Here is a 20435-nt window from a genome sequence, read left to right as displayed (position 1 = left end):
TAGCATGTCAAAACTATGAACTTATTTTTTTAATGTAATTTCTACTATTTCAGGAGGGGCAAAGAAACGAAAGGGAAAACCTCCCATACCAATACCTGATGTGACATACAGAGATATATTATTCTTTTTTAGCCAGCCATATCTATATTTGTTTCCTGTTTGCATATATTCGGGATGCCCAGTGCTAGGCATAATAGGAGCCCATAAACCAAAAAATGTGATTTGCCCCCCATGTGTATGACCCGATAACATAAGATCTACATGATCGCTATCTAGTACTTCCAAATAGTCGGGGTTGTGAGAAATAAGAATACAAAAATCATGAATCTTGACATCGTCTGTCGTATTCCCTATAATCTGCACATCTTCCCAGAAATCTCCGACACCACCAATCTTTATACTGTCATTACCCACTTTAATCCAATACGATTGATTGTCGCATGAATGAAAACCACATTCTGTCATTTGCTGACTGATAAGTACAGGATCTTCCCAATGATCGTGATTTCCTAATACGAAATAAGTGCCATACTTACTCTTTAAGTTCTTTATTTCAACAAAAAAGGGTAGGAGATACCTAGGGTTTTTAGAAACTATATCTCCCCCGATTATTATTATGTCAGGTTCTCTTTCATTTATTCTATTGACTAGCTTGGCAACATCTTCACTTGTAAAGTACCGGTCGCAATGTATATCTGATATGAATATTATTTTCTTACCTACAAATCCCTCCGGGATATCTTTGTGAGTAAATGTCAATTTTATCAGCCGGATATTCCTGGCTTCATAATAACTGTACACTAAAGGTATAATAGTGATGAAAATGGCCGATATAAGGAGAATCAATATATTCTTTTTCCTAAATGTCATTTTCCGACAAACTCGTTATAATCTTGAATAGATCGCTCAATTACTTCATAAGCCACATCTACACCATATACCCCTGTCAATAAGCAGCGAGGCTCTTTATCCCCCGGCAAATCTTTATAAGTGGTGAAATAGTGTTTCAGACGTTCTATAACACTGCGCGGAACGTCATTTATATCTTTATATTCGCCATAGATAGCATCATTATCCAAAACAGCAATAAGCTTGTCGTCCGCTTTATTATGATCTAATAATCTAAATCCACCTATAGGGCGTGCTTTCACTATAATGTCGCCATGTGTAATATCCTTTTCTGTCAGAACGCAGATATCAATAGGATCATCGTCTCCTTCTATATCAGTCCGATTCAGCTGAATATTCGTTAATTCTGCAACCCTCGAAGCACTTAATGTTTGAGGAATAAAACCATATAAGGCTGGTATTATATTGGAATATTTCTGAGGACGGTCGATACTCAAATAACCCGTTTCTTTATCCACCTCATATTTTACAGTATCAGTAGGTACTATTTCAATAAATGAAGTTACTACTTCAGGTGCATTTTTACCAATGCTGATACCATGCCAAGGGTGGGCTTTAAATTTTAATTCATTCATTTCTATATTACTTATCTAATTTATAATAAAAACAAATATACATAAAGATTGTTAAAACATCATCTTTTGCTTACAAATATGAAAACAGGATTCAAGTATAAAACTTAAACCCTGTTTTTTTCTATTTACCAAAAAATTCGAACGGTCACATTAGTGACAAAATATGTTAGCTCTATATGTAGCCAAGGACGGCGATAAATGTATATTTTCCCAGTCTATAACTCCGCAAATACGTATATTATCATTTGTTAATAATGCGCACTGCCCTATATTCAAACTTGTTAGATTTGTCATGTCAGACAAATTTATAGAACTCAGATTATTGAACTCGGTAACCTGCAATGCCTTTAAATTACTTAATCCAGAAACAAATGAAATATCGTTAACAGATGAAGAATTATATAATGTCAACGATAAATTTGCTAATCCTGATATTGGAGATAAATCGATTGTGTTTGCCAAATTATAAATACTTAATGATTTCAGTTTAGAAAGTCCTGACAACGAAGATATGTCGTTTAGTTGCGAAGCTCCGACAATCAGACTCTCAAGATTATTCAGTCCGGCCAGAGGGGTTAGATTGCTTACTTTTGAGCCTTTTATATCCAAATGTTTAAGGGTATGCAAACCAGATAAACCCGAGATATCATTTATTCTCGCTCCGCCAATTGCTAAAGACTCAAGATTGTCAAGGTCGACTAGGGGTGCTATAGTTATGGTTCTAGAAGTGTTATCAGTAAAATAATAGAAATCTTTAAGGCTTTTCAATTTAGATAAAAAAGAAAAATCACTAATATTTGTCATGGATAAATCAATTGTTCTAAGATTATTCATATTATCTAGGGATAGCTTTTCCAACTTATCACATTCGAGAAAACCAATATATTCTATTGTATTCATATTCTTCATAGTAACCTCAGTAAGTGTTCTAAGGAATGTACAGTCCAACGTCTCAAGTTTTGGCATATTATTGAGGTTCACTTTTTTAATAGTTTGGCAATATTCAAAATCGATCAATTCCAAACTAGGAAGGTCTTGCAATTCTATATTCTCCATCATATCGCAATTTTGCATAGATAGAATTTTCAGCCCCATGCTTCCGGAAATAGGGTTTATATCTGTTATATTTGTTTGGTAAAGATCAAGGATTGCTAGTTCAGTTAGTTTATTAAAGTCTGGTGAGAATTTTTTGATATTCGATTTGCTAAGGTTAATTTGCACCACTCTTGCTTTACCTGATATCGATTTCCATACTACGCCCTTCCATTTTGTCACATCATTTTCTTCAGCCCAGTTAGCTTCTTGAGCACTGCCGATCAAGATAGGATGCTCAACATAAACAGTTAACTTCTTTCCTTCTGCCTGCAATAGTTCGTTGTTAAGCTTTAGCAGGTTCAACAGGATTTCTTTATCGTTGATATCTTCATTACCCAATACTACATCTTCTCCGTTTTCTTCGCCCCATTCTTCAATATTTCCATTGGCAAGCATACCGTTTTTTATGGTTATATTGAGCTTGTGTTTTTTTCCTTTTTCCAGCGTTGCAAAGGTTTTCGACAATTCGTGCTTATATTCTTTGTCTCCTTGTTTAATTATCAACACCGCATTATCCGATTCTATTGAAGACAATACACTCTCATACTTATTGTTCTTTTTATTCAGAGGTATGCTGAACGTAGATTCTTTACTGCTTTCTTCGGTTTTCAAAAGACCGGTTTTCACGTCAAATAATACTTTGCCGGGAGTATTTTGGATTTTAATTTCTAAACTACTGTTATCCGACGATGCGATAGACATGCTTAGCATCGAAAGCTGATGTTTGAATACCAAAGAAACCGGAGTATTTTGATCGGCTGTCGCATATCCATTGTTTCCATTATTGGCAGTGGCATACAGTAAATCCAGCTTGCTCAAATCCGTCTGATCTGTCAGATCTATCGCTACTTCGTTTTCCTGCCATTGATTATTATCAATAAATGGATAATAGGCTTTAAATACCAATCTTTTTCCATCTTCAGGATAATAAATTTTTTCACCCACTGCTTCGAAAGCTGTAGCATTATTGCCTTCCAATGCCTTGAATTGTAAATTTTTATATTCGCTCAAGACTTCCGTAGACTCCTTATTTACAACTAAAACACCAATTTTATCATTGACCTCCCATTTGGATTTATCCGGATTCAATTCATCTTGTGTAATTTTAGTTGATTTTTCTTGATTATCTATGGTCATGGCAGACTCGAATCTCACTTCATTGTTATTCTGGAAATTATTTTCCTGAGTGTTATCGTCGCATCCACTTAGTAAAATCAGAGAGGTTATAAATATAACCGCTCTTAAACAGATTGTTTTCATAAAATTTAATGTTAAAATTGTTAATAATGGAAGGTGTTAATAAATATATTTTATATACATAATAGAAGACGTAGTTTAGTTAACAAATCGTAAAGCTTTATTGTTGCAAATATAAATACAAATATTGAGACTATGAAGCATTATGTGTATACATTTTTTAAATAATCTGATTACGAGTTGATTATTTCCTTTTTTATCAGGGAAAATTCTTTTCAACAAAACACTATCTTTTAAGATTTCTTTTGTAGATTCTATCGTTTGAAATACTTTTCTTTGTAGTAGATGAATGATAACATACTCGAAAAACTTACAGTTCTGGCAGAATCGGCAAAATACGATGTCTCCTGTTCTTCCAGTGGTACTATCCGAAAAAATAAAGGGGGTAGTATTGGAAATACCGTAGGTGGAATGGGTATATGTCATAGCTTCACCGAAGATGGAAGGTGTGTTTCTTTACTGAAAATAATGCTGACTAACAATTGTATCTATGATTGTGCATACTGTATCAACCGGAGAAGTAATGACATTCGGCGTGCGACCTTCACAGTACAGGAATTAGTCGAATTAACTATCGAATTTTATCGTCGTAATTATATAGAGGGTCTTTTCCTTAGCTCGGGAGTAATAAATAATCCCGATTATACAATGGAACGTATGGTGAGAGTAGTTAAAGAACTTCGTACCACTTATCGTTATAATGGGTATATCCATATGAAAAGCATACCAGGTGCTAGTCAGGAACTCGTTAACGAAGCCGGCCTATACGCTGATCGCATGAGTGTAAATATAGAAATACCCACCGAACAGAATCTCAAGTTGCTAGCTCCCGAGAAAGATCATATAAGCGTTTACAAACCTATGCAATATATTCAGCAAGGAATGTTGCAAAGTTTGGAAGATCGCCGCAAATTCCGTTCAGCTCCGCGATTTGTTCCTGCGGGACAGAGTACCCAAATGATTGTAGGTGCTACATCGGAGAGTGATAAAGATATCCTAAGTGTATCATCAGCACTATATAGGCGACCTAGTATGAAAAGGGTGTATTATTCAGGGTTTATTCCTGTCAATAGTTATGATAACCGCCTACCTGCGATCAAACAAGCGCCATTGGTAAGGGAAAACAGATTGTATCAGGCTGATTGGCTGATGCGTTTCTATCAGTTTAATGCCAATGAGATAGTTGATGATGCCTATCCTAATCTTGATTTAGAAATAGATCCCAAACTTTCGTGGGCATTACGACATCCCGAAATGTTTCCCGTTGATGTCAATAAGGCTGATTATGCTTTAATACTCCGCATTCCCGGTATTGGTGTTAAGTCAGCACAGTTAATCGTAACGTCGAGAAGATACGGCAAACTGAATGCGATGCAGCTTAAGAAAATGGGAATCGTAATGAAAAAAGCACAATATTTTATCACTTGTAACGAGTTACCAATGTACACTGTACATGAAGCAACTCCTGAATATGTACGAAAAATACTTACAGAACCCAAGAAGAGTAAAGGTGATCAGGATCAACGGCAATTAGCTATTATTTTTCCCGATTGATATGATAGTATTCTTCTACGATAAAACATTTGAAGGCCTATTAACTGCTGTTTTTGATGCTTATAATCGAAAAACATTCCCTGATAAATTGTTGGCGGAAGGTGATGTTGCACCAATGTTTATGGAAGAAAGTTATACTGTAATGACTCAGAGTGACAAAGCATCTCGAGTGTGGAAGGCTTTACACGAAAAGCTATCAAAATCTGCGTGCAATATGCTTTCGTACGTATGGCTATCAGAGTTAGTTGGTAGCGACGACCTTATATTCCGATATATTCGTAAGGCATTCGATAATAAGTCATCGGTATCTATAGAAATGAATTTTGGAGACAATGATATTTTGGAAGTTCATCAACTTGCAAAGAAAGTAGACAAGGAACAACACTCTTTAAAGCAATTCATACGTTTTCAGAAAGCAGCCGACGATATTTATTTTGCCCCCATCGTCCCTCTCTATAATGCGCTTCCGTTAGCGATAGATCATTTTACCGATCGGTTTTCGGATCAAAAGTGGGTAATTTATGATCTGAAACGTAAATACGGCTATTACTATGATTTAAAGACCACTGTGGAAATTACACTGACTGACGACGATCATATTTTAAGCGGAAAACTGGACGAATCGCTGATGGCAGAAGACGAGAAATTATTTCAGGATCTATGGAAAGGCTACTTTAAGGCGATGACTATCAAAGAACGTATCAACCTAAAACTTCAGCGCCAACATATGCCCAAAAGATTTTGGAAATATCTAACTGAAAAACAATAAGATATCCCCAATAGGTGAAATACACAACATTTTTTAACGCTTTTTGCCCTTCAATAATGATTTTATTTTCTCACATTTGCATTGTGAACGATCGTTCATTTATAGATATTATTTATGAAATATAGTAGAGAGTACATATTAAGAAATGCCTTCGACGTCTTTATGACAAAAGGATACGACAGCGCATCTATTTCAGTTTTACAAAAAGAACTGAACATGTCAAGAGGCGTGTTATACAGATATTTCGAAAGCAAGGAAGAACTTTTCTTAGCAGTAATAGATGAGTATTTTTTCAAAGTATATGATAGAATATCGCAAAATGTCGATGTGCAAAAAACCACGGAAACATTTATTGAAACTATGCATCGCCGACAAAAATTGATGGCTATTGTTTTTATAAAATCTGGTGTTACGCATATAGCATTTCTAAACTATACGGCATTAATTATACAAGCAGCTAAGCATTATCCTAATTTTGTTACCCGCTTTAAAGAAATTTATTCACGTATTGTAAACAACTGGGAGATAGTATTAAAAAACAGTATAGAAGCGAAAGAGATAAGAGCAGATATCGATATAAAAATAATGAGCACCCTGTTTGTAAATGCATGTCTAAAGGAAACCTCTGATCAGGATTTTGATGAATCAAAATTTGCCTTAGACATAATGAGGGATATAGATAGGCGAAAAGAAGTTATGGATTATTTATTCACTTTGATAAAAGTATAATTTTTTCATACAATAATGAACGATCGTTCACGTCTAAATATCAATAAAATAGAAATAAATCAAGTATACACTTTCATTAATTCACAATATAGTTATGATCAAACAACGAACACTGAAAAGCAGCTTTTCTCTCGAAGGAAAAGGACTACATACTGGCTTAGATATACGCATTACTTTCAATCCGGCCCCAGAGAATCATGGCTATAAAATCAGGCGTACTGATATCTTCGATCAACCAATAATAGATGCTTTAGCTGAAAATGTATCAGCGACTCAACGGGGAACAGTACTATGTGTCAATGGAATACAAGTTAGCACAACAGAGCATGCTCTTGCAGCGCTTTACGCCAGCGAAATAGATAACTGTCTCATTGATGTAGATGCACCCGAATTCCCTATTTTAGATGGCAGTTCGATTATGTATGTATCTAAAATAAAGGAAGTAGGAATTATAGAACAGGATGCTGAAAGGGAGTATCTTGATCTCAAGAAAAGAAAAATAAAAGTAATAGATAAAGAAACAGGATCGTCTTTGATACTCATCCCCGATAATTCGTTCAGTATCCAATCGCGCATATCTTTCGACTCATGCTTTCTTAAAAACCAGGATGCCAGCATGGAAAACCTGTCGGAGTTCACAAAAGAGTTTGCTCCTGCCAGAACTTTTGTCTTCGTAAAAGAAATAGAATATTTATTGCGGAACAATCTTATAAAAGGAGGTGATCTCGATAATGCGATTGTTATTTACGATAATCCAATCGATCAAAAAGATTATGATTCTCTAGCCGACCTATTGGGTGTGAAAAGAAAAAATGCTGCACACTTAGGATACATTATGAACAAACCCCTTATATATCCTAATGAGCCTGCTAGACACAAATTGTTGGACATAATAGGCGATATAGCTTTAGTTGGTAAATTTATAAAAGGAAAAGTTATAGCAGATTGCCCTGGACACAAGATTAATAATATGTTTGCGAGAGCCATACGCGAATGCATGGTCGAAGACAAAAAACAAGTAGGGGTGAAATATCTATACTGTTAAAAACATTTTTTTTCTTTCTATATAACTTATACACTACTTTCAACCAGACTTGCAATACATTGCAGGTCTGGTTATTTTTTGCATTTGGATGAGTAAACAGAACATTATATAAACTGAAACTAAAATATATTAGCGACTTCTGTAAACCAATTGCATCTATTATTTGTTCTATGTAATAGATTTAACCAATAAGTACTAAATATGGAATTTGATATCGCTATTATTGGAGGTGGTCCTGCTGGTTATAATGCTGCTGAAAAGGCTGCTGTTAACGGTTTGAAGACTATCCTTTTTGAAAAAAATGCAATAGGGGGTGTTTGTCTAAACGAAGGGTGTATTCCCACCAAAACACTATTGTACTCAGCTAAAACATTAGATAATATAAAAAGTGCAGCCAAATACGGAATTTCTGTAGAAGGCAATCCAACATTTGATTTAAGCAAAATTATCAACCGCAAAGATAAGGTTGTTAAGAAATTAACCTCAGGTGTCAAAATGAAATTGACAGGAGGCGGAGTTACTATTGTAGAGGGTGAAGCCTCTATTACAGGAGAGAAAGATGGAAATATATCCATCGCATGTGGTAAAGATACATATCAAGTAACTTATGTATTAGTATGTACCGGTTCCGAAACAGTTATACCACCAATCAAGGGGTTATCTGAGACTCAGTACTGGACATCTAAAGAAGCTCTTGAGTCAAAGGAGCTACCTAAATCTCTTGCCATTATCGGTGGTGGGGTTATTGGTATTGAGTTCGCTTCTTTTTTCAATAGCATGGGAGTAAAGGTTAGTGTAATTGAAATGATGCCTGAGATACTGGGTGCCATGGATAAAGAAACTTCTGCAATGCTAAGGGCTGATTATACAAAAAAAGGTGTTGATTTTCATCTGAAAACAAAAGTTGTAGAAGTTACTCCTAAGGGTGTTATTGTAGAAAAAGATAATAAAACAATTACCATCGAAGCTGAAAAAACACTTGTAAGTGTAGGACGCAAGCCTATTATCAGTAGCGTAGGCTTGGATAAACTGAATATCGAACTACTACGAAACGGAGTGAAAGTAAACGAGTTTATGCAAACAAGTCATCCGCAAGTATATGCTGCCGGAGATATAACAGGTTTCTCTCTACTTGCCCATACTGCTATTCGCGAAGGAGAAGTAGCGATTAATCACATTTTAGGCGTAGACGATAGTATGAGCTATAAAGCTATTCCGGGTGTTGTATATACCAATCCTGAAATTGCAGGAGTGGGTAAAACAGAAGAAGAACTGACAGAAAATGGTATAGCTTACGATGTGTTAAAGCTACCTATGGCCTATTCGGGGCGATTTGTTGCTGAAAATGAAATTGGAAACGGACTCTGCAAACTGATTATCGACAAAGACGAACGTATTATCGGATGCCATATGCTTGGTAATCCCGCTTCCGAGCTTATTGTTATTGCAGGTATCGCTATCGAAAAAGGATATACAGTTGACGATTTTAGTAAACAAGTGTTCCCGCATCCAACAGTTAGCGAAATTTTTCACGAATCTTTATTTGCCTGATATACCTTAATAATGCTCTGTATAAACAATACAAACGTTGATCCGTATTTCAATATCGCTGCTGAAGAATATCTGCTAAAGAATTTTTCGGAAGATATTTTTATGCTCTGGCAAAACGAACCATCCGTTATTTTAGGTAAACACCAAAATGTACCGGCTGAGATTAATCTTGACTTTGTACAGGAAAATAACATTAAAGTGGTACGCCGTTTTTCCGGTGGTGGAACTGTATTTCATGACATGGGAAATCTCAATCTTACATTTATTGAAACCAATAGCAATATTAATTTCGATAAATTCACACAAGAGATTGTAGACCTTTTGTCTGAACTCGGTATCGAGGCTAAATCGGATGCACGCAGAGCAATAAATATAGATGGTTTGAAAGTATCGGGAAGCGCTCAATGTGTGCATAAAGGCAGAGCTATGTTTCATGCGACTTTACTATTCTCTTCCGATCTGAGTAGCCTTGTAGCTACCTTAGAAGGTGATCCGGAAGAAGCTGAGAATAAAGATAAGGCCAGCAAAAAGGTATATGTAAAGTCAGTGAAAAGTCCTGTAACCAATATCAGCAAGTATGTACCGAATTCTTTTGATATAAATGATTTTAAGAAATTCATATTAGATTATTTCAGAAAAAAGAATGAAGAAAATAAGATATATGCATTTGATAAAAAAGATATTATAAATATTCAAAACCTAAAAGAGGCTAAATATCTGACACCCGAATGGAATTTCAATTCTTATTCTCTAAAATAGTCTAAGTGTGAAAACTTTATCCGAATTGTCATTGTTTAATTGTTAATAAAAGGTCATAGACCTTGTTTACTGCTTTAGCATAATAAGCACTAAATTCATTATAGCACTATAAACGGGTTTAAAACCCTAAAATATAATTTCTATGCCAACATTTGATATAAAAATGCCCAAATTGGGCGAAAGTATTACAGAAGGAACCATAATGTCGTGGTCTGTTAAAGTAGGGGATATCATCAATGAAGATGATGTCTTATTCGAGGTAAATACAGCAAAAGTAAGTGCAGAGATACCATCGCCGGTAGCCGGAAAGGTAGCTAAAATTCTTTTCGAAGAAGGAGATACTGTAGCCGTAGGTATAGTTGTCGCAGTGATAGAACTCGAAGGAGAAGACTCAGGAGATAGCACTACCGAAAGCCCGAAAGAAGAAGTGAAAGAGGCTCTTCCGGCACAAGCAGAAGAAAAACAAACTCCTGCTGCTGAAGCACCTGCCACGCCAGCTAAAAATGTGAAAGGAGACGATGAGAAATGGTATTCACCTGTAGTTTTACAAAAAGCTAAAGAAGCTAAGCTTTCTAATGAGGAGTTAGATAAAATTACCGGAACCGGTTATCTGGGTCGTTTAAGCAAAAAGGATATAGAACATTATATCGACCAAAAGAAACAAGGCGTAACACCTACTCCTGTGCAAAAAACGGCAACTGCAGAAAAACCTGCAGCGACATCTGCACCACAACAAAGCAGCCAGCCTAAACCTGCTAGTCCAGTTGCAACAGCAGTTGGCGATGAAGTAATTGCAATGGATCCTATACGCCGTATAATAGCCGACCGTATGGTTGCATCTAAGAAAATATCTCCGCATGTTACCAATGTAGTGGAAGTAGATGTAACTAAATTGGTACGCTGGCGCGAACAAAATAAAAATGAATTTAAGCGTCGCGAAGGAATAAGTCTTACTTATATGCCGGCTATAGCAGAAGCCACAGCCAAAGCATTGAGGGATTTCCCGAATGTGAATGCGTCGGTTGACGGATATAATATTATCCTTAAAAAACGTATCAATGTAGGTATTGCCGTATCGTTAAACGACGGTAATCTTATTGTACCGGTTATCAAAGATGCAGATAAGCTAAGTATTAGCGGTCTTGCTTCGGCTATTTCTGCTGTTGCAAGTAAGGCACGTGCTAACAAATTAATGCCGGACGACATACAAGGCGGTACATTTACTATTACCAATTTCGGTTCGTTCAAGAGTTTATTCGGCACTCCGATTATAAATCAACCCGAAGTAGCTATTTTAGGTGTAGGTACAATAGAAAAGAAAGCTGCTGTGGTTGAAACTCCGGAAGGTGATGTTATAGCTATCAGACAAAAGATGTATCTGTCTCTATCGTACGACCATCGTGTAATAGATGGTTCGTTAGGCGGAAACTTTTTGCGTCGTATAGCCGATTATTTAGAAAATTGGAATGCTTAATAATTAAGCATGCTTAAATAAAATAATTATGAAGAAGAAATTCGATATAAAAACAACAGATAAAGAAACCCTGAAAAAATGGTTCTATCTGATGAAACTAGGACGAGCTATTGACGAAAAAGCACCTGCATACCTATTGCAATCGCTAGGCTGGTCATACCACGCTCCTTATGCGGGACACGATGGTATACAATTGGCTATGGGACAAGTTTTTGAAAAAGGAAAAGATTTCCTGTTCCCATACTACAGGGATATGCTTACAGTATTATCGGCAGGAATGACAGCCGAAGAAATAATACTGAACGGAATATCTAAAGCTACCGACCCTGCCAGCGGCGGACGCCATATGTCTAATCACTTTGCAAAACCTGAATGGGGTATACAAAATGTATCCTCGGCTACGGGTAATCACGATCTGCATGCGGTAGGAGTGGCACGTGCAATCTCTTATTATAAAAGTGGAGGTGTTGCCATCACATCACATGGTGAAGCTGCAACATCCGAAGGTTATGTATACGAAGCTATAAATGGCGCATCGAACGAACGCCTACCTGTAATATTTGTCATACAAGACAATGGTTATGGCATCTCTGTCCCTAAAAAAGATCAGACTGCAAACCGCAAGGTAGCGGATAATTTTGCAAGCTTTAAGAATCTTAAAATTGTACATTGCAATGGTAAAGATGTATTCGACTCGATGAATGCTATGACTTTTGCCCGCGAATATGCAATCGAAAACAGAACCCCTGTTATCGTACAGGCAAATTGCGTACGTATAGGTTCTCACTCCAACTCCGACAAACAAACATTGTATAGAGATGAACATGAATTGGCTTATGTAAAAGCTGCCGATCCATTACTCAAATTTCAACGCATGCTGTTGCGCTACAAACGCTTCACTGACGCTGAACTAAAAGAAATAGAAGAAGAAGTTAAAAAAGACTTGAAAGACGCTAATCGTAAAGCATTAGCTGCACCTGATCCCGATCCGAAAAGTATCTACGATTTTGTTATTCCCGATCCATATTTACCTAAGAAATATGTGGATGGAACACATAACGAAGAAGGTGAGAAGAAAAACCTTGTTACGGCTCTTAACGAAACATTGAAAGCTGAATTCCGACACAACCCCGATACTTTTATCTGGGGACAAGATATGGCTAACAAAGAAAAAGGAGGCGTATTCAATGTATCGAAAGGTATGCAACAAGAATTTGGCGAAGAACGTGTATTTAATGCACCTATTGCCGAAGACTATATTGTAGGTACAGCAAATGGAATGAGCCGATTCGACTCTAAAATACGGATTGTGATAGAAGGAGCTGAATTTGCTGACTACTTTTGGCCGGCAATGGAACAATTTGTAGAGTGTACACACGACTATTGGCGAAGCAATGGTAAATACTCGCCGAATATTACGTTAAGGTTAGCTTCAGGCGGATATATCGGTGGAGGTATATACCATTCTCAAAATATAGAAGGTGCATTATCTACATTCCCCGGCGTACGTATAGTTTACCCATCTTTTGCTGATGATGCAGCAGGGCTGTTACGCACAAGTATGCGATCGGAAGGATTTACTCTATTTCTAGAGCCAAAATCACTATACAATGCAGTAGAATCATCTACAGTAATACCCGATGACTTTGAAGTTCCGTTCGGGAAGGCACGCATTCGCCGTGAGGGTAATGACCTGACAATTGTTACTTATGGTAATACTACTCATTTTTGCTTAAATGTGGCCGATCAGATTGCCAAAGAAGACGGTTTAAATATAGAAGTAATAGATATTCGCTCGTTAATACCTTTAGATAAAGAAACTATCTTCGAATCGGTAAAGAAAACCAGTAAAGTACTTGTAGTTCATGAAGACAAAGTATTTTCGGGATTCGGTGCTGAATTGGCGGCTATGATAGGAACCGAAATGTTTCGCTATCTGGATGCACCTATTCAACGTATAGGTGCTACCTTTACACCTGTAGGTTTTAATACGATTCTGGAAAAGGCTATATTGCCACGAGAAGAACGTATTTATGAGGCCGCAAAGAAATTACTGGAATATTAAATTATAAAATATAGTCAACTATGAAAAAGATTGGACTGTTTTATGGAACAAGTACAACCAAAACAAAAGCTATAGCTGAAAGGGTTCAAAAAGCATTCGAACCTGTAAAGATTGATATAATACCAGTGGAGGATGCATGGGAGAAAGATTTCGAAAAATATGACCATTTGATAGTTGGGACTTCGACTTGGTTCGATGGCGAATTACCAACTTATTGGGACGAAGTTATACCAGAATTAACGTCTCTAAAATTAAACGGTAAAAAAGTTGCTATTTTCGGATTAGGAGACCAGGTAAGATACCCCGATAATTTTGTAGATGGAGTCGGAATATTAGCTGAAACTTTCGAATCGATAGGAGCAAAGCTGGTTGGATTCACATCGCCGGAAGGCTATAACTTCGCTCACTCACGAGCATTGAAGGATGGAAAATTCCAAGGTTTGGTAATAGATATGGAAAATCAATCTGATAAAACAGATAAGCGAATAAATGATTGGGTGAAACAACTCAACAAAGAGTTCAAGTAATTCTGTATCATAAGAAGAAAGCCCTTTATTCGATTGAATAAAGGGCTTATCTTTTATATCATATTCTCAATAATTTCTTTTTGTTTCTCGAAAAAAGAAAGGCTTTCTTTTTCACCACTGGCACTTATAAGAGTGGAATATTTGCGCAAAGATTCTATCCATATTTTATGCCCCCAATTCCTCTTTTAAAACTGCAAGTTCTTCCTCCAAAATTAATTTCAGATTATAGAAATACTTTATCTGACTAATGAATGACATAAATATGTTACGTCCATAAGTGCTGATATATTTTAACTTATCACACGGAGGTAATTATTTTAAATTTTAACTATATGAAATAAATAGGTTATTAAGTAGAATTGAATCTATTTTAAGGGTTATTGTACGTCATCGAAATATAAATCTATACCGAATACAATGCTTTGTATACTATATAACAGCGAAAGTATATTATCACACATTAACTATCAAAAACAATCTACTTTCGTCGAAACATTCAATTAAAAAACACAATGAAACTAGCATTTATTTCTATTTTACTACTAATAATTAGCATTGAAGCTAATGCACAGGCATTTGTAAGAACAGAATATATAGGTTCTTCTAATTACAAAGACGAAAATAACGAAAAGACAGGAGGGAGTGGAGATGCCAAAATTATCCAGGCAGGTTTTAAAATACCTCTTTCAACGAAATTAAACGAAAACAATCGCCCAACGGCATGGGCTATCGGTCTAGGTGGCTCTTATGCTTCTTTAGGAGGTAAAGGACTATCTAAAGAATATTACACGCCCGAAATTTTGAATGCTCAGATAGGTTTGATGCATATGAGACCTATCAGCGAAAAATGGTCTATGTTAGCCAGCATTGGAGTAGGTGTATTTACAGACGACACCCAAATATCAAATATACGTTTCAAACATGTTATGGGACACGGGGGTGTTATTTTTATTAGACATTTAAAGCCTGCTTTAGATATTGGTGGCGGTCTTGCTTTGAACAATGCATTCGGCTACCCAATGGTATTTCCTGCATTTTATCTCAACTGGAGAACCGAAGGTCGTTATCAAGTAAGAATCTCGTTAATAGATGCAATAGAAATATCGGCCGGAATGGAACTTAATAAGTATCTGAATCTGAAAGTAGTAGGGGAAATGAGTGGAATGATGGCTTTGGTTGAGAAAGATGGTAAAGATATGGTGTTTACCCACCAATATGTAGTGGCAGGTATTCAGCCCGAGTTTAAGATTAGTAAATCATTATCTGTACCAATCACAGCCGGTGTGTCAGCATATCGTGCGGCCTATTTTCAAGAGCGAAGCTTAAAAGCATTTTTCAAGGAAAGAGAACATGACCCTCACTTTTCTGTTGCTCCTTATGTGGCCGTAGCAATAAAATATGGATTTTAAGATAGGAAATTCTACCGTTACAGGATATATTACTACTTTAGCACGAATCATAGAATAAGACAGAATTAATGCCAAAGAACAAAGAACAGCTATACAGTGGGGAGTATTGGAGTAGATTTTTGATTAGTCCCAGATATAGAATAGTCAGACATCTAATACTTCTCATCATCCTATCTTCAATACTATTGCATGGATTTCTCGTTGATCTTAACCAGATAATGGATTATAATTTGGTTACATACTTATTTATACTCCTCACGCTAACTTTTTGGGGTTTAATATGCTTAAATATTTATGTATTAATACCGAAATTATTATTCGAGAATAAGTTTAAGGCATATATTCTTTCTTTCTCGGGAATTATATTTCTCACGCTGTCTATTACTCTTACTTTAACCTATAAGACGGAGCAGAACCTCCAAGTAGTAGATCGAATTATCAAATCAGATTCCCAGTTAATTGCTTTTCTTATTGCAAACACACTTGCAATTGCTTTCTATTTTTTTGCTTTTTCATTTACCGTATTTCTCCAACGATGGATGTTACACGATCAGCAAATTAAACAGTTGGAAAAAGATAAATTAGAAACAGAACTCAAAGAACTCAAAAGCCTTATTCAGCCTGATTTTCTTTCGCGAATGCTTAATAAAGCAAATGTTTTAGCAAAAAAAGATCAGGAGAATGCATCATTGCTGCTACATAAATTAAGTCATTTATTACGCTATCAATTATATGACAGTACAAGAGATAAGGTACTATTAAGTGCTGATATTTCTTTCATTAAAGATTATCTTAATTTGGAGAGAGTCCATAGCAATAACTTTGATTTTACAGTAATTGCTAATGGGAATACGAATCAGGCCTTGGTTTCACCTCTTCTTTTTATTCCCATAGTCGAAAAAGCAATTAAATATATAACCGTCAATAAATTAGATAGAGATCCTATTATTGAAATCATTTTTGAATTAAAAAAAGATAAGCTTTATTTCAGCTGCATATATCCTTTGGCTAGCACTAAACAGAAAGATATAGAGCTAGATGACCTATCTCGAAGATTAGAATTATTGTACGGAAAAAATTATAAATTAATTATAGAACAAAATGATATTAATAATATAAACAGTTTACAATTATGTCTATAAAGAATAATGGGCAGACTGCTGTACTCACTAATTTGCTGGTAAATCCTAAATTCAAATATTTTAGATACCTATGTCTGATTGTTGTATTAGTACTTTTTGCTTATCTAAATGTATTTTCAGGCTTCAAGGGAAGAGGACTTTTCTATGCATTTATTCTTAGTTTGCCCGCATTTGCATTTCCCATATATATTAACATATATCTATTGATTCCAAGATATCTAGTGAAGAACCTGTTTTCTAGATATGCCATTTTATTCGCAATTGCTATCTCCATTGCTCTTTTGAGTCTAGCAATATCATTAAACTCTATACCAGAATATTATAGAATTATTGAAGATGATGCATGGCTCGAGGATTCACTTTCTATAATTAATATTGCTTTTGCATTTGTAACTCTTTCACTTATCGTTGTGGGTACTACCAGTGTAGAATTATTTCGCAGATGGACACTCTATGACAAACAAATCACCGAACTGGAAGAGACCACCATGCAATCGGAACTCCAACAATTAAAGAATCAGATCAACCCACACTTTCTATTCAATATGCTTAACAATGCGAATATACTGATGAAAGTAGATCCTGACGAAGCATCGCAGATGTTGGTAAAGTTAAATGATATGCTACAATATCAACTAAATGATAGTACACGCAATGAAGTATTTCTCAGTGCAGATATTCTATTTTTAAGTAGCTTTCTAGATTTAGAAAAAATTCGCCGTGATAATTTTGAATATATTGTATCAAAAGAAGGTGATATCCATAATATACAAATACCGCCCTTACTCTTTATTCCATTTGTAGAGAATGCGGTGAAACACAATCCCGATAGTAATAATCTGTCTTATGTTCACTTGTACTTCGAAGTCCAAAATAACGAACTTTCGTTTATTTGTGAAAATTCCAAACCTGCAATTCCGATAAAAAAAGAACAGGGTGGGCTAGGGTTGTCCAATATAAAGAGAAGATTAGAATTATTATACAATGAAAACTACTCTTTATCGTTTAATGAAACAGAAATAACCTATACTGTAAATCTGCATTTAAAATTATGAACTGTATAATAGTAGACGATGAGCCATTAGCTCGCAAAGGAATAAAACTATTAGTCGATCAGATGCCCCAACTACTATTAGTTGGCAGCTTCAACAGCGCAACTTCTGCATCAGAATTTATGGAAGCTAATCCTGTGGATCTGATATTCCTGGATATACAAATGCCAAATATAACCGGTCTGGAATTTGCCCGCAATATACCTAAGAGTACTTTGGTTATTTTTACTACCGCTTATGCCGAATATGCGCTGAATAGCTACGAAGTCGAAGCGATAGATTACCTGATAAAACCTGTAGAGTTTTATAGATTCGAGAAAGCTGTAAATAAGGCAATAACTTATCAGGCTTTATTACTAAATAAGAAAGATGATATAGAAAATATAGAGAATGAATATATTTTCATCAAATCAGAACGCCGGTTTTTTAAAGTCAATTTTAAAGATATCCTCTTTATTGAAGGATTGAAAGACTATGTTATCGTCCAGCTCGAAGATCAACGGATAATCACTAAGATGAATCTGAAAACAATCCATGAGGAATTGCCTAAGAGTACATTTCTGAGGGTAAACAAATCGTACATAATTAATAGCCAACACATAGACTCGTTCGACAATAATGATATTTTTCTAAAATCATACGAGATATCTATTGGAAACAGTTATAGAGAATCTTTCTTGGCTGATTTTGTAATGAAGAAACGTTGACTTAATTAGTCTATAACGAATTCAAATTAGGATAATTAAACAATATAAATCGTTTAATTATCCTAATTTTTAATTTAGTCAAAAAAGTTCAGCTCACTTTTATGTTTATCATAAAATTTCTTAGCTCCCACTTCAGGATCTCGATCAATAGCAACATCATTCATTAATTCATTTACTAACCTTTCGTCCAATGAAAACTTACTAAAGAAACTTGCTAATTCGGGTTTATCTTTAGCAAAACCCTTTCGAGATATAGTTTCTATTCTATCAGTTGGATATACCCCTTTAGGATCAGCTAAGGGCTTCAGGGCAAAATCCGACCATATAAAATGGGGCTTCCATCCTGTTATTACAATCCACTCGCTATGGTTCACAGCTTTCTTTAATGCCGTTATCATAGATGTTTCTGATGATGCCATTTGTTTGAAATCTAGCTGATATTCTTCAATTGCGATCTCTGTATTCTTATAAATACCTGCGCCGGAAGCTATACCATATATTTTTTCTCCGAATTTATCTTTATTCTCATTCAATTCTTCAATTGAGTTTATATCTACATAGGTGGGAACAACCAGACCTGTAATACCATCATTAAAAATAGTACCTAATACATCGAGTTTCTTTTCGTAGCGATCCCAATAATTTTTATGTGTATAAGGCAACCATGCACACATATAAATATCTGCATCTCCACGTGACAGTGAAGCGAATATAGGTCCCGGTTCCAATCTTTTGAGCCTTACAGTATATCCTTTATCTTCCAGCATCACCTTAGCCAGGTAAGTGAACGAAATACCATCTGCCCAGTTAGGATATAATATTAACACATCTTGTTTGGTTCGACGTTCACACGAAGAAACTAGAATGAAAAGAGGCAATAACAATAATAATAGATATTTTTTCATCACTTTGCTACCTCCTTCTTTTGACCCACCGATTGCGTCATCCGATCTAATATAATAGCTAAGATAACAATACATAAACCAGCTTCGAAGCCAAGGGCAACATCTGCTTGTTGAATCCCTGCATACACACTTTCACCCAGCCCTCCTGCACCGACCATTGATGCGATAACAACCATAGATAAGGCAAGCATAATTACCTGATTAACGCCTGCCAAGATTGTTGTCATAGCCAGTGGGATTTGTACTTTCCACAATGTTTGTCCTTTAGTACAACCAAAAGCAACCGAAGCTTCTACAATCTCTTTAGGTACTTCTTTTATACCTAGTGCTGTCATCCTAACAGCAGGAGGGAGAGAAAATATTACTGTTGCTATTACTCCGGGCACATTCCCAACAGAAAAAAATAAAATAGCCGGAATAAGGTATACAAAAGCAGGCATTGTCTGCATAAAATCGAGAATAGGCCTTACAACTGCGTATGCTTTCTTATTGCGGGCACACCATATACCCAGTGGAATACCTATCAACAAAATAATCAGTGTTGCAACAACTACCAATATGAATGTTACAATAGTTTCTTCCCAAAATCCCATTAAATAAATAAGCGTAAGCCCTAATATACAAAAGAGAGGCAATCCCAAAAGATTATTTGCATTCTCTTTCGTAATCTTACATTTTTTAATCGTTTTACTTTTAATAAAAAAAGCAGCTAATGCAAATAATAATATTATCACATAAAAAGGTATCGCTAACATCACCTCTTGTAATATATCTACACAATTTTCTATTATAATCGTAATTTGCCGAAAAATGGGAGTTCCCACATCTGATAGCCAATCGACAAACTGCTCTACATATTTTCCTATATTTAATCTTTCCATATTTTAATTATTTAGTCTTTAGAGACTGTT

17 protein-coding genes and 1 pseudogene are annotated in these 20435 nt (G+C 35.6%); 13 read left to right on the top strand and 5 right to left on the bottom strand.

What is annotated here, in order from left to right:
• Positions 1–21 precede the first annotated feature (21 nt).
• The 3 genes from G7Y56_RS14310 to G7Y56_RS14300 form a co-directional block, all read right to left on the bottom strand.
• The gene (locus tag G7Y56_RS14310; protein ID WP_165044478.1) at positions 22–870 is read right to left on the bottom strand and encodes a metallophosphoesterase; all 849 of its coding nucleotides are present in this window, start codon (positions 868–870) and stop codon (positions 22–24) included.
• Complete coding sequence (locus G7Y56_RS14305) at positions 867–1484, bottom strand: inorganic pyrophosphatase (protein ID WP_165021866.1); 618 nt, start codon at positions 1482–1484, stop codon at positions 867–869. Before G7Y56_RS14305 ends, G7Y56_RS14310 begins: the two co-directional genes overlap by 4 nt.
• Positions 1485–1634: 150 nt before the next feature.
• Complete coding sequence (locus tag G7Y56_RS14300) at positions 1635–3839, bottom strand: fimbrillin family protein (RefSeq protein ID WP_165044476.1); 2205 nt, start codon at positions 3837–3839, stop codon at positions 1635–1637.
• A gap of 282 nt (positions 3840–4121) precedes the next feature.
• On the opposite strand from G7Y56_RS14300, the gene G7Y56_RS14295 reads away from it, so the two are divergent.
• From G7Y56_RS14295 to G7Y56_RS14235, 13 genes and pseudogenes are all read left to right on the top strand, one after another.
• Positions 4122–5390 carry a putative DNA modification/repair radical SAM protein gene (locus G7Y56_RS14295; protein ID WP_165044474.1) on the top strand — a complete coding sequence of 423 codons (1269 nt, stop codon included), beginning with the start codon at positions 4122–4124 and terminating at the stop codon, positions 5388–5390.
• Between the two features lies 1 nt (position 5391).
• Positions 5392–6159, top strand: a complete 768-nt coding sequence (locus tag G7Y56_RS14290) for a TIGR03915 family putative DNA repair protein (protein ID WP_165044471.1) — start codon at positions 5392–5394, stop codon at positions 6157–6159.
• A gap of 114 nt (positions 6160–6273) precedes the next feature.
• The gene (locus G7Y56_RS14285) at positions 6274–6888 is read left to right on the top strand and encodes a TetR/AcrR family transcriptional regulator (protein WP_165044469.1); all 615 of its coding nucleotides are present in this window, start codon (positions 6274–6276) and stop codon (positions 6886–6888) included.
• Between the two features lie 94 nt (positions 6889–6982).
• A pseudogene (locus G7Y56_RS14280) lies at positions 6983–7882 on the top strand (UDP-3-O-acyl-N-acetylglucosamine deacetylase); the annotation flags it as partial.
• Between the two features lie 252 nt (positions 7883–8134).
• On the top strand, positions 8135–9484 hold the full coding sequence (gene lpdA, locus G7Y56_RS14275; protein WP_165044467.1) for a dihydrolipoyl dehydrogenase: 1350 nt from the start codon (positions 8135–8137) through the stop codon (positions 9482–9484).
• Between the two features lie 12 nt (positions 9485–9496).
• Positions 9497–10243, top strand: a complete 747-nt coding sequence (locus tag G7Y56_RS14270) for a biotin/lipoate A/B protein ligase family protein (protein WP_165044465.1) — start codon at positions 9497–9499, stop codon at positions 10241–10243.
• Between the two features lie 142 nt (positions 10244–10385).
• On the top strand, positions 10386–11717 hold the full coding sequence (locus G7Y56_RS14265; RefSeq protein WP_165044463.1) for a dihydrolipoamide acetyltransferase family protein: 1332 nt from the start codon (positions 10386–10388) through the stop codon (positions 11715–11717).
• Positions 11718–11745: 28 nt separating this feature from the next.
• Positions 11746–13782 (top strand): thiamine pyrophosphate-dependent enzyme, encoded by a 2037-nt coding sequence (locus tag G7Y56_RS14260; RefSeq protein ID WP_165044461.1) that lies wholly within the window; start codon positions 11746–11748, stop codon positions 13780–13782.
• Between the two features lie 20 nt (positions 13783–13802).
• Positions 13803–14309, top strand: coding sequence for a flavodoxin (locus G7Y56_RS14255; RefSeq protein ID WP_165044459.1), 507 nt, complete (start codon positions 13803–13805; stop codon positions 14307–14309).
• A gap of 512 nt (positions 14310–14821) precedes the next feature.
• A complete protein-coding gene (locus G7Y56_RS14250) occupies positions 14822–15718 on the top strand; it encodes a DUF6268 family outer membrane beta-barrel protein (protein ID WP_165044457.1) in 897 nt (298 codons plus the stop codon).
• Positions 15719–16284: 566 nt separating this feature from the next.
• Positions 16285–16860 carry a histidine kinase gene (locus tag G7Y56_RS14245; RefSeq protein ID WP_165044455.1) on the top strand — a complete coding sequence of 192 codons (576 nt, stop codon included), beginning with the start codon at positions 16285–16287 and terminating at the stop codon, positions 16858–16860.
• The gene (locus tag G7Y56_RS14240) at positions 16851–17915 is read left to right on the top strand and encodes a sensor histidine kinase (RefSeq protein WP_165044453.1); all 1065 of its coding nucleotides are present in this window, start codon (positions 16851–16853) and stop codon (positions 17913–17915) included. Before G7Y56_RS14245 ends, G7Y56_RS14240 begins: the two co-directional genes overlap by 10 nt.
• Complete coding sequence (locus tag G7Y56_RS14235) at positions 17912–18619, top strand: LytTR family DNA-binding domain-containing protein (protein ID WP_165044451.1); 708 nt, start codon at positions 17912–17914, stop codon at positions 18617–18619. The genes G7Y56_RS14240 and G7Y56_RS14235 overlap by 4 nt, the downstream gene beginning before the upstream one ends.
• Before the next feature lie 74 nt (positions 18620–18693).
• Here G7Y56_RS14235 and G7Y56_RS14230 read toward each other — a convergent pair whose 3' ends face one another.
• Together G7Y56_RS14230 and G7Y56_RS14225 are read right to left on the bottom strand one after the other, a co-directional pair.
• Positions 18694–19524: a glycine betaine ABC transporter substrate-binding protein gene (locus G7Y56_RS14230; RefSeq protein WP_165044448.1), complete on the bottom strand. Its 831-nt coding sequence runs from the start codon at positions 19522–19524 to the stop codon at positions 18694–18696.
• Positions 19524–20405, bottom strand: a complete 882-nt coding sequence (locus tag G7Y56_RS14225; protein ID WP_165021904.1) for a proline/glycine betaine ABC transporter permease — start codon at positions 20403–20405, stop codon at positions 19524–19526. The genes G7Y56_RS14230 and G7Y56_RS14225 overlap by 1 nt, the downstream gene beginning before the upstream one ends.
• Between the last annotated feature and the right edge of the window lie 30 nt (positions 20406–20435).

This window comes from Dysgonomonas sp. ZJ709, from assembly GCF_011039195.1.
Classification (GTDB): Bacteria; Bacteroidota; Bacteroidia; order Bacteroidales; family Dysgonomonadaceae; genus Dysgonomonas.
The sequence above is the reverse complement of the archived record's forward strand: the minus strand, read 5'-3'. Positions and strand labels throughout refer to the sequence as shown.

Bases quoted from the DNA above. Each gene is read 5' to 3' on its own strand.
- G7Y56_RS14310 (WP_165044478.1), bottom strand. From the start codon at position 870: ATGACATTTAGGAAAAAGAATATATTGATTCTCCTTATATCGGCCATT.
- G7Y56_RS14305 (WP_165021866.1), bottom strand. From the start codon at position 1,484: ATGAATGAATTAAAATTTAAAGCCCACCCTTGGCATGGTATCAGCATT.
- G7Y56_RS14300 (WP_165044476.1), bottom strand. From the start codon at position 3,839: ATGAAAACAATCTGTTTAAGAGCGGTTATATTTATAACCTCTCTGATT.
- G7Y56_RS14295 (WP_165044474.1), top strand. From the start codon at position 4,122: ATGAATGATAACATACTCGAAAAACTTACAGTTCTGGCAGAATCGGCA.
- G7Y56_RS14290 (WP_165044471.1), top strand. From the start codon at position 5,392: ATGATAGTATTCTTCTACGATAAAACATTTGAAGGCCTATTAACTGCT.
- G7Y56_RS14285 (WP_165044469.1), top strand. From the start codon at position 6,274: ATGAAATATAGTAGAGAGTACATATTAAGAAATGCCTTCGACGTCTTT.
- lpdA (WP_165044467.1), top strand. From the start codon at position 8,135: ATGGAATTTGATATCGCTATTATTGGAGGTGGTCCTGCTGGTTATAAT.
- G7Y56_RS14270 (WP_165044465.1), top strand. From the start codon at position 9,497: ATGCTCTGTATAAACAATACAAACGTTGATCCGTATTTCAATATCGCT.
- G7Y56_RS14265 (WP_165044463.1), top strand. From the start codon at position 10,386: ATGCCAACATTTGATATAAAAATGCCCAAATTGGGCGAAAGTATTACA.
- G7Y56_RS14260 (WP_165044461.1), top strand. From the start codon at position 11,746: ATGAAGAAGAAATTCGATATAAAAACAACAGATAAAGAAACCCTGAAA.
- G7Y56_RS14255 (WP_165044459.1), top strand. From the start codon at position 13,803: ATGAAAAAGATTGGACTGTTTTATGGAACAAGTACAACCAAAACAAAA.
- G7Y56_RS14250 (WP_165044457.1), top strand. From the start codon at position 14,822: ATGAAACTAGCATTTATTTCTATTTTACTACTAATAATTAGCATTGAA.
- G7Y56_RS14240 (WP_165044453.1), top strand. From the start codon at position 16,851: ATGTCTATAAAGAATAATGGGCAGACTGCTGTACTCACTAATTTGCTG.
- G7Y56_RS14235 (WP_165044451.1), top strand. From the start codon at position 17,912: ATGAACTGTATAATAGTAGACGATGAGCCATTAGCTCGCAAAGGAATA.
- G7Y56_RS14230 (WP_165044448.1), bottom strand. From the start codon at position 19,524: ATGAAAAAATATCTATTATTATTGTTATTGCCTCTTTTCATTCTAGTT.
- G7Y56_RS14225 (WP_165021904.1), bottom strand. From the start codon at position 20,405: ATGGAAAGATTAAATATAGGAAAATATGTAGAGCAGTTTGTCGATTGG.